This window comes from Ochrobactrum sp. PL_is501, from assembly GCF_055816895.1.
Genome location: NZ_JBVPGR010000040.1, coordinates 409,667 through 422,686, shown reverse-complemented (window position 1 = coordinate 422,686; position 13,020 = coordinate 409,667). Strand labels below are relative to the sequence as shown.

13 protein-coding genes are annotated in these 13,020 nt (G+C 58.1%); 4 read left to right on the top strand and 9 right to left on the bottom strand.

Annotation, left to right across the window (positions count from 1 at the left end; genetic code table 11):
- Positions 1 to 6: 6 nt before the first annotated feature.
- On the bottom strand, positions 7 to 1,224 hold the full coding sequence (gene hutI / locus AC0TOF_RS21520) for an imidazolonepropionase (RefSeq protein ID WP_473769733.1): 1,218 nt from the start codon (positions 1,222 to 1,224) through the stop codon (positions 7 to 9).
- Positions 1,225 to 1,374: 150 nt separating this feature from the next.
- Here hutI and AC0TOF_RS21515 point away from each other — a divergent pair, with 150 nt between their 5' ends.
- Both AC0TOF_RS21515 and hutC read left to right on the top strand, forming a co-directional pair.
- On the top strand, positions 1,375 to 2,742 hold the full coding sequence (locus AC0TOF_RS21515) for a formimidoylglutamate deiminase (protein WP_473769732.1): 1,368 nt from the start codon (positions 1,375 to 1,377) through the stop codon (positions 2,740 to 2,742).
- An 11-nt stretch (positions 2,743 to 2,753) separates the two neighbouring features.
- Positions 2,754 to 3,500: a histidine utilization repressor gene (gene hutC, locus AC0TOF_RS21510; protein ID WP_473769731.1), complete on the top strand. Its 747-nt coding sequence runs from the start codon at positions 2,754 to 2,756 to the stop codon at positions 3,498 to 3,500.
- A gap of 30 nt (positions 3,501 to 3,530) precedes the next feature.
- Here the strand turns inward: hutC and AC0TOF_RS21505 are convergent, their stop codons facing one another.
- The 4 genes from AC0TOF_RS21505 to aptA all read right to left on the bottom strand — a co-directional run bounded on the left by AC0TOF_RS21505 (position 3,531) and on the right by aptA (position 6,761).
- Positions 3,531 to 3,842 (bottom strand): cupredoxin domain-containing protein, encoded by a 312-nt coding sequence (locus AC0TOF_RS21505; RefSeq protein WP_473769730.1) that lies wholly within the window; start codon positions 3,840 to 3,842, stop codon positions 3,531 to 3,533.
- Positions 3,843 to 3,852: 10 nt separating this feature from the next.
- A complete protein-coding gene (locus AC0TOF_RS21500; protein ID WP_473769729.1) occupies positions 3,853 to 4,380 on the bottom strand; it encodes a DUF4142 domain-containing protein in 528 nt (175 codons plus the stop codon).
- Positions 4,381 to 4,501: 121 nt separating this feature from the next.
- Positions 4,502 to 5,197 carry an RNA polymerase sigma factor gene (locus AC0TOF_RS21495; RefSeq protein WP_473769728.1) on the bottom strand — a complete coding sequence of 232 codons (696 nt, stop codon included), beginning with the start codon at positions 5,195 to 5,197 and terminating at the stop codon, positions 4,502 to 4,504.
- Between the two features lie 235 nt (positions 5,198 to 5,432).
- Positions 5,433 to 6,761, bottom strand: coding sequence for an omega-aminotransferase AptA (aptA, locus tag AC0TOF_RS21490; RefSeq protein WP_122001371.1), 1,329 nt, complete (start codon positions 6,759 to 6,761; stop codon positions 5,433 to 5,435).
- A 145-nt stretch (positions 6,762 to 6,906) separates the two neighbouring features.
- Here aptA and AC0TOF_RS21485 point away from each other — a divergent pair, with 145 nt between their 5' ends.
- Complete coding sequence (locus AC0TOF_RS21485; protein ID WP_121985900.1) at positions 6,907 to 7,455, top strand: cupin domain-containing protein; 549 nt, start codon at positions 6,907 to 6,909, stop codon at positions 7,453 to 7,455.
- Between the two features lie 18 nt (positions 7,456 to 7,473).
- Here the strand turns inward: AC0TOF_RS21485 and AC0TOF_RS21480 are convergent, their stop codons facing one another.
- Together AC0TOF_RS21480 and alr are read right to left on the bottom strand one after the other, a co-directional pair.
- On the bottom strand, positions 7,474 to 8,724 hold the full coding sequence (locus tag AC0TOF_RS21480; protein ID WP_122001370.1) for a D-amino acid dehydrogenase: 1,251 nt from the start codon (positions 8,722 to 8,724) through the stop codon (positions 7,474 to 7,476).
- Positions 8,725 to 8,738: 14 nt separating this feature from the next.
- Positions 8,739 to 9,890, bottom strand: coding sequence for an alanine racemase (alr, locus tag AC0TOF_RS21475; RefSeq protein WP_473769727.1), 1,152 nt, complete (start codon positions 9,888 to 9,890; stop codon positions 8,739 to 8,741).
- 241 nt (positions 9,891 to 10,131) lie between these two features.
- On the opposite strand from alr, the gene AC0TOF_RS21470 reads away from it, so the two are divergent.
- Positions 10,132 to 10,599 (top strand): Lrp/AsnC family transcriptional regulator, encoded by a 468-nt coding sequence (locus tag AC0TOF_RS21470; RefSeq protein WP_122001368.1) that lies wholly within the window; start codon positions 10,132 to 10,134, stop codon positions 10,597 to 10,599.
- Positions 10,600 to 10,651: 52 nt separating this feature from the next.
- On the opposite strand, the gene AC0TOF_RS21465 is transcribed toward AC0TOF_RS21470, so the two are convergent.
- Together AC0TOF_RS21465 and AC0TOF_RS21460 are read right to left on the bottom strand one after the other, a co-directional pair.
- Positions 10,652 to 11,509 carry an outer membrane protein gene (locus tag AC0TOF_RS21465; protein WP_122001367.1) on the bottom strand — a complete coding sequence of 286 codons (858 nt, stop codon included), beginning with the start codon at positions 11,507 to 11,509 and terminating at the stop codon, positions 10,652 to 10,654.
- 195 nt (positions 11,510 to 11,704) lie between these two features.
- The gene (locus AC0TOF_RS21460) at positions 11,705 to 12,850 is read right to left on the bottom strand and encodes an alpha-hydroxy acid oxidase (protein WP_473769726.1); all 1,146 of its coding nucleotides are present in this window, start codon (positions 12,848 to 12,850) and stop codon (positions 11,705 to 11,707) included.
- Positions 12,851 to 13,020: the final 170 nt, after the last annotated feature.

Here is a 13,020-nt window from a genome sequence, read left to right as displayed (position 1 = left end):
GACGAATTAGATCCGGCCCTTGAAAACCCGCTTCCACAGCGGATTGAAGCCGATGCGGTAGACAAGTTCAGCGGGGCGTTCGACGTCCCATATGGCAAGGTCGGCATCCTTGCCGATTTCGAGCGTGCCAGTTTGATCGAGAAGACCGAGAGCGCGTGCCGCCTCGCGGGTGACGCCTGCGATGCACTCGTCTACCGTCATACGGAAAAGCGTTGCGCCCATGTTCATGGTCAGCAGCAGCGAAGTCAGCGGCGAAGTGCCGGGATTGTTGTCGGTGGCCAGCGCCATCTTGGTGCCTGCCGCGCGGAAGGCTTCGACCGGCGGCTTTTGCGTTTCGCGGATGAAGTAATAGGCACCGGGCAGCAGCACAGCCACAGTTCCGGCCTTGGCCATGGCGGCAGCGCCATCGGCATCCGTATATTCCAGATGGTCGGCTGAAAGCGCGCCATAGGAAGCGGCAAGTGCTGCGCCGTGCAGGTTGGACAACTGATCGGCGTGAAGCTTGACCGGGATATTATGCGTCTTGGCCGCATCGAACACGCGGGCGATTTCATCGGGCAGGAAGGCAATGCCTTCGCAGAAACCATCAACCGCATCGGCCAGTCCCTCAGCGGCAATGGCGGGGAGCATGTCATTGATGATGCGGTTGATATAGGCGGCCTTGTCGCCGTTCATTTCCGGCGGCAGGGCGTGCGCACCAAGGAAGGTCGTGCGGATTGCCACGTCGCGTTCTTCGCCAAGACGGCGGGCAGCTTTGAGCGACTTGATTTCGCTGTCGCGGTCGAGACCGTAACCGGATTTGACTTCGACAGTGGTGACACCCTCCGCAATCAGCGCGTCGAGACGCGGCAGGGTTTGGCGCACCAGATCGTCTTCGCTGGCAGCGCGCAGGTTTTTCACCGAGGAAACAATGCCGCCACCGGCCCGGGCGACTTCCTCATAGGTTGCGCCGTTGAGACGCAGTTCAAACTCGTGTGCGCGATTGCCCGCATGGACAAGATGCGTGTGGCAATCGACCAGGCCCGGCGTGATGAGCCGGTTGCCGCAATCTATTCTGTCGAAGGAAGCATATTCACCCGGCAGCGCCTTTTCAGGCCCGACATAGACGATCCTGCCGTCTTTGACAGCGAGCGCCGCCTGTTCGATCAATCCGAGATTTACGGCATTTTCCTCCAGCGTCGCGATGCGCGCGTTGGTGAAAACGGTGCTTGAATTCTTGAGCATGAGCGTTTTCTCGCTTCCCCTGTTTTGAGATAATGTATATACATATTAACGGAACAGCAAAGAAAAAAATGCGCCGGAGCATTTTCGATCCAAATGCGGAAACTGCTTTGTATCGAAATGCATGAGAACAAAGTCGAGGAGAGCCTATCCATGTCAGATGCCCCGCTCAAAACACGTTTTGTCCATGCCGGTCAGGCACTCCTTGAGAGCGGCTGGGCCGACAACGTGCGGATCGGCATTGCTGCTGGAAAGATCATGTCGCTTGAAGCCGGTGCTTCGGCGAAGCCTGACGACGAGCGCCATGCGGTCATTGTCGCGGGCATGCCGAACCTGCACAGCCACGCTTTTCAATATGGGATGGCTGGTCTTGCCGAGCGGCGCGGACCGTCCGCTGACTCGTTCTGGAGCTGGCGCGAGATCATGTACAAATTCGCGCTCACCATGTCGCCGGAACAGGCGGAAGCCGTGGCGCTGCGGCTCTATGTCGACATGCTGGAGGCCGGTTTCACCCGTGTCGGCGAGTTCCATTATCTGCATCATGACCGCGATGGCGCGCCCTACGCCAACCTCTCCGAAATGGCGGACCGCATTGTTGCAGCTGCGAGGGCAGCGGGCATAGGCCTGACACTGCTGCCGGTCTTTTATGCGCATTCGACTTTTGGCGGTGCCGCTCCCAATGACGGTCAGCGCCGGTTCATCAATGATCCCGAGCGCTTCGCACTGCTGCTCGAAGGCTGCAAAAAAGCGCTGGCCGGTTTTGATGGCGCGGTTCTGGGAGTAGCCCCGCACAGTTTGCGCGCCGTGACGCCGGATGAGCTTGCCGTTGTAGCGCAGTTGCTGCCCGATGCGCCGGTGCATATTCATGTGGCCGAGCAGGTAAAGGAAGTGGAAGACTGCATTGCCTGGTCAGACAAGCGCCCGGTTGAATGGCTTCTGGATAATCAGGACCTGTCTTCGCGCTGGTGCCTCATTCATGCAACCCACATGACCGATGACGAAACGAAACGCATGGCCGGGGCGGGCGCAATTGCCGGTCTCTGCCCGGTGACGGAAGCCAATCTTGGCGACGGTACTTTCAATGCGACGGTGTTTGCCGCCGCTGGCGGCAAGTTTGGCGTGGGCTCCGATTCGAATGTGCTGATCGGCATTGGCGATGAGTTGCGCCAGCTCGAATATTCGCAGCGTCTTCACCACCGCGCCCGCAATGTGCTGGCCGAAAACGAAGGATCGACCGGACGTGCACTGTTCGACGGCGCGGTTACGGGCGGCAATATCGCCATGGGACGCGCAGGCGATGGCTTGAAAGTTGGCGCATCAGCCGATTTTGTTGCGCTTGATGCGGCGCGTCTGCCGCATGCAAAAGGCGACGCGGTGCTGGACGGCTGGATTTTCGGCGGTCGCGCCCGCGTGAGTGATGTGTGGGTGCGCGGTGTTAAACAGGTGGAAGGCGGGCGTCACCGCTTGCGCGATGAAGCCGAGCGTGCTTTCCAGAAAACGATCGGCGAATTACTCGCCTGACAGGAGACGGCATGGCTGGCGAAGATTCGATCGCAAAGGACGCACCGGTGCTTTCGCTGCATCAGCGTATTCTGGACGATATAGAATCGCGCATCCTGTCAGGAGAATGGCTGCCCGGTCATCGCATTCCGTTCGAGCACGAACTGACGGAACAGTACGGCTGTTCGCGTATGACCGTGAACAAGGCGCTGACCCAGCTTGCCAAGGCAGGCCTGATCGAGCGCAAGCGCCGGTCGGGCAGCTTTGTTTCCTTTCCGCAATCGCAGGCGGCGATCCTTGAAATCCACGATATTCGCGATGAGGTGGCCGCGCTTGGCGTCGCCTATCGGTTCGAACTGACAAGTCGGCGCGAACGATTGAGCGGGCCTGCCGATGCAAGACATATTGATATGCCGCGCCACACGCCGCTGGTCGAACTCGTCTGCCGTCACTTTGCGGGCAAGCGCGTCTTCGCCCTGGAAGAGCGCATCATCAGTCTGGATGCTGTTCCGGCGGCGGGTCAGACGGATTTTGCCGAAAACTCTCCGGGGCCATGGCTGGTTGCCTGCGTGCCTTGGAGCAGCGCAAAACATTCGATACGCGCAATCGCCGCCACGCCGGAGAATGCGGGCATGCTCGGTATCCCGGTGGGCTCGCCCTGTCTGGTGATCGAACGCCAGACATGGAACGCCGACCAGCCGGTAACGCATGTGCGCTTCACCTATCCCGGCGACAGCCATGCGCTGGTGGCGAACTTCACGCCGTCGCAGGGAGGATGAAAAGCCTGCGGACCACCGCCAGGCTTTTCGTTATGGTTTAACCGTCAGTTTTCCGACCATATCCGGATGGAAACGACAGTAATAGTTGACGGCTTCCGGCGAATTGAGAACCTGCTTCGTCACCTTTTTGGGTGGTAGCAGAATCTCCCATCCTCCCTTTACGGTCGCGGTGTGCTGCATCGGGTCCTTGTTATTCCATTCGATCACATCGCCCACATTCGCTTCGATATTGGACGGCGAGAAAGCGAGTTTCTCGACCGTCACCTGGATCGTTTTGGCCTGTGCCGGGACACTGATAACCAGAAGCCCGGCAAGTATCGTGACCGCCTGAACATATTTCATCGGACTGCTCCTATTTCAAAGACGCGGCGATGTGTTCGGCATGTTGCTCATGGCTCTGGAACAGTTTGAGGCCGGTCTCAAGCAGGCTCTTCAACTCGGCATTGCTGGCGGCGGGGATGAGCGTGGTTTTCAGCGCCTTGTTGACTTCCTTATGATAGGCAACCTCGTTATCGACATAGGATTTGTCGAAAGCTGCGCCATCGAGCTTGCTGAGTTTGGCCAGCTCGTCCGTAGCCGCTTTGGACAAGGCTTTGCTTGTGTCATTATCCTCGGGCGTGACCTTCAGCTTCTTGACCAGGGCGAGCGCCTGCTGATTGACGGCTTCATGATCGCGCATCATGGTCTGGGCAAACTCAAGCACAGTTTTGTTCTTGGATTTTTCAAGCGCCTGCTTGGCAGCTGCGACGTCGATGGCGCCTGTCGTGTAAGCAATATGGGCAATCGCCGGATCGCTTAATTTTCCGTCCTGGGCGATTGCCAGAGACAGACTGCCGCAAATGCAAATTGCGGCAACGGATACAACTGAACGAACAGACATGGAACTCTCCTTCTAACTATTTGTTCCGCCAAATTTTCCAACGCAAAACCGCTTCACGCTTTTGCTGGAAATGCTCTGGCTACGATCATTGGATGCGGGAGAATTCAAAAGGTTCCTGACATTATGCCTGTTTGCCCAATCTCGCCAGAACGCCGGTTATGATCCGTTCGCAGCGCTTGCCTGCGAAGGGAAAGGCATCCAGCAAGACAGGGCCGATCTGTTCGTCCAGTTGTTTGCGCAGCAAATATCGGGCGCGGTGAAGCCGTGTCTTCACCGTCTGTGGGCGCAGGTTCAATAATTCGGCGGTTTCTTCCACGCTCAGGCCTTCGATGACCCGTGCGACGAATACGAGGCGGAAAATTTCCGGCAGATTGTCCGTCGCCTGTTCGACCAGTTGCAATATCTGGCGCTGTGCAAAACCGCGTTCGGGATCGTCCGTGCTTATGGCGGAGGGGAACGGGATGATGTTGTCTGACGATGTGTCGGGTAATGTGTCGAGAAGTTTCTCGGCCTTCCGGGTCTTGCGCAGGCGACCGAGTGCTTCGTGAATTGCGATGCGCGACAGCCACGTGGTCAGGCTGGACTGGCCGCGAAAGCGGTCAAGGCTTCTGAAGGCGAGGAGATAGGTCTCCTGAACCACATCTTCCGCTTCGGCATCATTACGCAGAATGCCGCGGGCCAAACGATAGAGCCGCCGGTTGTTGGTTTGCATGATTTTGCGCAACGCTTCCAGATCGTGCATTTTTGCGCATTGCGCGAGGGCAAGATCACCCTGAAATATCGCGGAGATGGTTGGTACGGCGGTTCTTGCACGCATGGTTCAAACTCCTGTGGAGTCCATTGGATGTATGCGAGGGCAAAAGGTTCCCGAACAAAACAATATGCGATTTGAATATTATCGCGGTTTCGTATTTCCCGATAGCCGTGGGTGAATTGCATCAGAAAAAAGCCGCCGCAGGGGAACAGCGGCGGCTGGGGTCAGGACCTACTAAGGTGCCATTTCCGTCAAATTATAGGTCCTGCCCCTAAAAGCAGCGTGACCCGGGTGCTGGTCAGGCTGCGCGTTTGATGGCGTCGCCGAGGACTGAAACGATCGTGTCGATCTGTTCCTTTTCCACGATCAGCGGCGGCGACAGTGCGATCACGTCGCCGGTGACGCGGATGAGCAGGCCCTTCTTGAAGCAATCCACGAAGACGTCATAGGCGCGGGCGCCCGGTGCATCCTTGCGCGACGACAGTTCGATGGCACCAACCAGACCGAGGTTGCGGATGTCGATGACGTTCGAAACGCCCTTGAGCGAGTGCAACGCCTCCTGCCAATGATCAGCAAGACCCGCGCCGCGGGTCAGGAGACCTTCTTCGGCGTAGATTTCCAGCGTGGCGAGACCGGCGGCGGAGGCAACCGGATGGCCGGAATAGGTATAGCCGTGGAACAGCTCGATGGCATTTTCCGGACCGGTCATCAGGCCGTCATGCACCTTGCGGCTGGCGAAGACCGCGCCCATCGGGATGGCGCCGTTGGTCAGGCCCTTGGCGGTGGTCACGAGGTCAGGAACGACGCCGAAATAATCAACCGCGAACGGCGTACCGAGACGGCCGAAACCGGTGATGACTTCGTCGAAGATCAGGAGGATGCCGTGCTTGTCTGCCGTGGCGCGGAGGCGCTCCAGATAGCCCTTCGGCGGCAGAACGACGCCAGCCGAACCGGACATGGGTTCAACGATGACGGCGGCGATCTTTTCTGCGCCATGCAGCTGGACGAGGCGTTCCAGATCGTCGGCAAGCTCAATGCCATGTGCGGGCAGGCCCTTGGAGAAGGCGTTCTTTTCAATGTCGAGCGTATGACGCATATGATCGGCGGGGATCTGCGGGAAGACGCGGCGATTATTGACAAGGCCACCGACAGAAATGCCGCCGAAACCGACGCCGTGATAGCCCTTCTCGCGGCCCAGAACCATCGTGCGGGTGCCCTGGCCGATGGCGCGCTGATAGGCGATGGCGATCTTCAGTGCGGTGTCGACCGATTCCGAGCCGGAATTGGTGAAAAACACGCGGTCGAGCTTCGCGTCCGGCCCGCCGGGCGCAATGGCCGCGAGCTTTTCGGCAAAGTCGAAAGCCACATTGTGGCCCATCTGGAAGGTGGGCGCGAAATCCATGGTGGAAATCTGGCGCTCGACAGCTTCGGTAATGCGCTTGCGGCCATGACCGGCGTTGCAGCACCAAAGACCTGCCGTGCCGTCCAGAACCTGATTGCCGTCAGTGTCGGTGTAATACATGCCCGAAGCACTTGCGAGCAGACGAGGCGCCGCCTTGAACTGCCGGTTCGCGGTGAACGGCATCCAGAAATTCTCAAGGCTTGGCGCGTTGGTTTTGGTGAGCATTGTGTCCTCCTATTTGGGGGTAGCAGGACACGCTTTGCGAAGGGCAACAAGTCCTTTTCTTCAAAATATTAAGTCATTGTTTTCATGTAGGGTAATCGTCAAGTTTGTGCTATATCGAACATCATAAACAGGAAGGGAAGGTTTGATGAGCATCGATATCGGCGGGAGGCTTCGTTATGTGCGCATGCGGCAGAATCTGTCGCAGCGCGAGCTTGCCAAAAGGGCAGGCGTGACCAATTCGACCATTTCCCTTATCGAAGCCAATCAGTCCAATCCGTCCGTCGGCGCATTGAAGCGCATTCTCGACGGTATTCCCATCGGCATGGCCGAGTTTTTCGCGCTCGAACCGGATGCGCCGCACAAGGTATTCTATCAGGCGGAGGAGCTGGTGGAAATCGGCAAGGGGCCGATATCCTATCGGCAGGTGGGCGACCACCTGTTTTCGCGCGCTTTGCAGATGCTGAAGGAGCGGTACGAGCCGGGCTCAGACACGGGCAAAGTGCTGCTGATGCACGAGGGCGAAGAGGGAGGTATCGTCATTTCAGGCCGCATTGAAGTGACGGTTGGAGCCGAGCGCCGCATATTGGGGCCGGGCGATGCCTATTACTTTTCGAGCAAGCTGCCGCACCGGTTCCGTTGTGTCGGGCCGGTGCCCTGCGAAATCGTCAGCGCCTGTACGCCGCCAAGTTTTTGACGGCGTACAGGCATTCTCTTATTCGTAACGGGAAATGCCAAGATCGTCGGCACGAATATCCGGCTTGTTGCCGGAAATAAGGTCTGCGAGCAGTTTGCCGGAACCGCAGGACATGGTCCAGCCAAGCGTTCCGTGACCGGCATTGATGAACACGTTGTCGTAGCGCGTTGCACCGATGATCGGGGTGGAATCCGGTGTCATCGGACGCAGGCCCGACCAGAAGGTCGCTGCCTTGAGGTCGCCGCCGGGGAACAGGTCGGTGACCGAGAGGTCGAGCGTTGCGCGGCGTGCGGCAGGCAGATCCTTGGTGAAGCCCGACACTTCCGCCATGCCGCCAACGCGGATGCGGTCGCCAAGACGGGTGATGGCGATCTTGTAGCTCTCATCGAGAACGGTTGAAACCGGCGCGCGGCTTTCATCGATGATCGGCGCGGTGATGGAATAGCCTTTCACCGGATAGATCGGCGCGTTGAGGCCGAGCGATTTGACGAGCGCGGGCGTATAGCTGCCAAGCGCAACGACATAGCGGTCGGCGGTCAGAACGCCTTCGGACGTCTCGACGCCGGAAACCTTGCCGCCGGACATCAGCAGCGACTTGATGTTGACGCCGAAACGGAATTTCACGCCAAGTCCTTCGGCGATTTTCGCAAGCGCATTGGTGAACTTAAAGCAATCGCCGGTTTCGTCATGTGGCAGGCGCAGGCCACCGACGAACTTGTCCTTCGCATGGGCAAGGGCCGGCTCCACCTTCACGCAGCCGTCGCGGTCAAGCACTTCAAACGGCACGCCGTCCTGACGCAGCACCTCGATGTCCTTGCCGATGCCGTCAAGCTGATACTGCTCGCGGAACAGCTGGAGCGTGCCCTGCATGCGCTGGTCGTATTCAATACCGGTTTCCTTGCGCAGGTCGACAAGGCAATCGCGCGCATATTCGGCCACGCGCACCATGCGGGTCTTGTTGACCTTGTAGCGGCTGTCGGTGCAGTTGGCGAGCATCTGCAGGAGCCAGCTATACTGAACCGGGTCGCAGGTGGGGCGCAAAACAAGCGGGGCATGCTTCTGGAACAGCCATTTTGCGGCCTTGAACGGAATGCCGGGTGCTGCCCAGGGCGATGCATAGCCCGGCGAGACCTGACCCGCATTGGCGAAGCTCGTTTCCAGCGCCGGGCCTTCTTCACGGTCGACAACGGTTACCTCATGACCGAGCTTGGCGAGGTAGTAAGCGGTCGTAACGCCGATGACGCCGCTGCCGAGGATGGTGATCTGCATGTTCGCCTCTTGTCTTATGCTTTTATGTCGCCCGCGCCGCTGTCCACGTAGACACGGGCATAACGGTTGCCGAGCGCAGTCAGGATTTCATAGGGAATGGTGTCGCAGTCGCGTGCCACGTCTTCAAGACGCTGGTGCTGACCGATCAGCTCCACAAGGCTGCCGAGCTTCAGCGTGCCCGCCGGCAATGCGCTGACGTCGAGCGTGATCGAGTCCATCGATACGCGTCCGATGATCGGCAGGCGCGTCTCGCCGAAGAAGGCAGACCCCTTGTTGCTGAGGGAACGGAACCAGCCATCGGCATAACCGACAGCAATCGTCGCGACCCGCATCGGGCCTTTGGCGATATAGGTGCCGCCATAGCCGACCGCCGCACCCTTATCGATGTCACGTACCTGGATGACACGTGCCGAAAGGGTGAGAACCGGAAGTATCGGGTTTTCTCCAGTCTCTGGACCAACGCCATAGAGCGCGATGCCGGGGCGGGCCAGGTCGAAGTGATAGGTCTTGTCGAGGAAGCTGCCGCCGGAATTGGCAAAGGCAACCGGAAGTTTCGGCAGTCGCGCCAGCAGGGCCGTCATGTTGGCAAGCTGGCGCGCGTTTGCCGCATTTTCCGGCTCGTCGCCGCTGGCCAGATGGCTGATGACGAATTTCACGTCAATGCCGTCAAGTAGCGCAGGATTGGCCGTCAAGCGGTCGAATTCACTGGCCGAAAGGCCAAGACGCGACATGCCGGTATCAAGCTGGAGCAGGGCAGGCAGCTTCCTGCCTTGTCTGGCGGCGAGCGCCGCCCAGTTTTCAACCTGTTCGAGTGAATTGAGCACTGGCAAAATGCCTTCGCGAGCGCAGGCAGCTTCCGTTCCGGGCTGAAGACCGTTCAGAACGTAAAGTGTCGCATCGGGCTGCAGGAAAGGCTTGAGCGCAACGGCTTCGCCGAGATGGGCAACAAAGAAATCGCGGCAACCGGCATCGTAAAATGCAGGCGCGACGCGGCAGGCGCCAAGCCCATAGGCATCCGCCTTGACGACGGCAGCGGCACGGGTGGGAGCGATGCGGCGGGCAATGGCCGAATAATTGTGACGCAAGGCTGAAAGATCGATGGTCAGGATGCCACCGGCAGCAAGGTCGCGTTCACCTTGTGAAAATTGCATCGACATATCAACCATTTATACGGTTCTTTCCAGACTGGCCGCTATCCTGCGAGAACGCTTGGAGGGTCGCTGTCCGTGTGGATTGGCTGCCGACCGAAGCATATAAAATTCGGGGAGAGAAACCTTGCTATTCCTCACCCTAAAGCTTGCTCATATATTAATTGAAGACTATTCGAATGTTTTTGCTATTTGTCGTATATTGTGCGAATTTTCGCACATCTTGCGCATATTTTAGCTCTTGGATTGAAGATAATTCATGTCAACGCTCGACAGTATAGACCGCAATATCATTCGTTGCCTGCGCCGTGATGGGCGCATGACCAACAGCCAACTTGCCGGCGAAGTGGGGCTTTCGCAGTCCGCTTGCCTGCGGCGGGTGCAGATATTGGAGGAGAGCGGCGTTATCCGCGGCTATACGGCCATTGTCGGTTCATCCGATGGCGATGAACGGCTGGTCGCCATCGTGCGCATCACGCTGGACCGGCAGACCGAGGAGTTTCTGAACCGTTTCGAGGAAGCCGTGCGGCGGCACCCGGAAGTGCAGGAATGCTATCTCATGACGGGTGATGCGGATTATATTCTCCGCGTCGAGGCCGAAAATGCGGCGGCCTATGAAATCATCCACAAGGAAATCCTGTCGCGGCTGCCCGGTGTCGCGCGCATCCACTCCAGTTTCGCAATCCGGACGGTGCTGCTGTCGAAAGCGCCGACTTCACGCGGCTGAAATGAAAAAAAGCCCGGCTCGGTCGGGCTTTTCTGTTCAAATAGGAACCGCTCTAACGGAATTCGTAACGAAGACCGGCGCGGATCGTATGCATGTTGAAGCCATTGTCCTTGGCCTGCGTCCCGGTCGCGCCCGGTCCCTCGGCATTGCCGTAAGGGTTCGTGCTGCGGTCGTCAGCATCATATCCATAGGCCTTGCCGCCATTGATGCGCATATAGCGATAACCGACATCGAGCTTGAGCTGTTCGGTCAGGTCATAGCTGACACCGGCCATGAGAGCCATGGCAAAACGCCAGCTGTCCAGTCCGCCCTTTTCGCTGGAATAGGTGCAGCCAGCGCAGACTTCGTGGCTTTTCCAGTCGTCATATCTGACATAGGCAGCGCCAAGTCCGGCGCCGAGATAAGGCGTCACAGGCCCCGTGCGCGGCAGGTCGACATAGGCGTTGGCCATGGCTGTCCAGATATTGGCGGTGGAGGAATCCTCGTAGTTGCAGTTGTTTTCGACCGGATTGAAACCCTTCCCGGACTTCACATAGCTCGGACAAGGGGTGCGTCCGTTGATGCCCGCGCGGAAATAGTCGAGCGTGGCGTCGGCGCGGAACATGTCGGTGAAGCGGTAACCCACACCCACGCCGTAGGTCGCGCCTGCCTTGAGGTCGAAATCGTTGTAACGCAGTGTGTCGTCAATGCCGCGATGAGGCGGATCGAACTGGTTCCAGAAATTCCACTCACCATCCGTGCTGGATTTGAAATTGTAACCGAGGTCGCCACGAATATACCAGCCGGAGGCATTGACCGGTTCCGGCATTGGTTCAATGACGGGGTCTGCAATTATATCAGCGGCGAATGCCGCATTTGATCCCGCCATCAGACTGACAGCCACGATGGCAATGGCGGAAATGCGCTTCATCGGTTTCTACTCCAAATCCGAACAGAAAAACGGCTCAAAAGCCGTATTGCCGGATATGGTAAAGAGATATGTTTAACAGTTAGTTATTATTAAGTAACTTTGCGGTGTGTTTTCCGTCGAAACTCACGTATAGCGCGATAATTTTTAAGTAATAGCTAAAGTAAGGAGCCGACACGGGGCCGGCTCCAAACAGCGTCAAAAGTTTATGGAATGGATGATCGACTTGTCGATATCGTTGATATCGCGCTTGCCGCAGAGCGCCATGGTGATATCCAGTTCCTTGCGGATGATTTCAAGCGCCAGCGTCACGCCGTCCTTGCCCATTGCGCCGAGACCGTAGAGGAACGGGCGCCCGATGAACACGCCCTGCGCGCCGAGCGCGCGGGCTTTCAGTACGTCCTGACCTGAACGAATGCCGCCGTCGACGTGAACTTCGATCTTGTCGCCGACAGCCTCAACGATCGGCTGCAGCATGGAAATGGAAGACGGCGCGCCGTCAAGCTGGCGACCGCCATGGTTCGACACGATGATCGCGTCGGCGCCTGACTTGGCTGCCATCTTCGCGTCCTCGACATCGAGAATGCCCTTGAGGATAAGCTTGCCGCCCCACTGTTCCTTGATCCAGGCCACGTCGTTCCAGTTGAGCTGCGGGTCGAACTGTTCCGCCGTCCAGGAAGAAAGCGACGAAAGGTCGGTGACGTTCTTTGCGTGACCGGCAATGTTGCGGAAGGTGCGGCGCTGGGTGCCCATCATGCCAAGGCACCAGCCGGGGCGCGTCGCCATCTGCCAGATATGCTTCGGGGTGAATTTCGGCGGGGCGGAAAGGCCGTTGCGGATATCCTTGTGGCGCTGGCCGAGAATCTGGAGATCAAGCGTCAGCACCAACGCCGAGCAACCCGCCGCCTTGGCGCGGTCGATCAGGTTCTTCACGAAATCGCGGTCTTTCATCACGTAAAGCTGGAACCAGAACGGCTTCTTGGTGACCGAAGCAACGTCTTCGATGGAGCAGATGCTCATGGTCGAAAGGGTGAAAGGAACGCCGAAGGCTTCGGCTGCCTGTGCCGCCAGCATTTCGCCGTCAGCGTGCTGCATGCCGGTCAGGCCGGTCGGGGCGAGAGCCACCGGCATCGCCACTTTTTCGCCGATCATCGTCGTTTCCAGCGAACGGTTCGTCATGTCGACGAGAACGCGCTGGCGCAATTTGATCTTCTTGAAGTCGTCTTCGTTGGCGCGATAGGTCGACTCAGTCCAGGCGCCAGAATCCGCGTAATCAAAGAACATCTTGGGGACGCGGCGCCGGGCAAGCCGCTTCAGATCGGCGATTTCAACGATGTTGGGCATCTATCCCACCCCTTGTGGTAATTTTTCTTGACCAATCGCATGACGGATCGTGCGACTGAAATCAAGTACGAACAAGTATCGGATAACAATTGCCTCGCAGTTAATTGAAGAACCGTGCAGTTCCTCTTATGATATTGGCACCCGCCCAGGCAAGTTCGTGCCAATTGAAG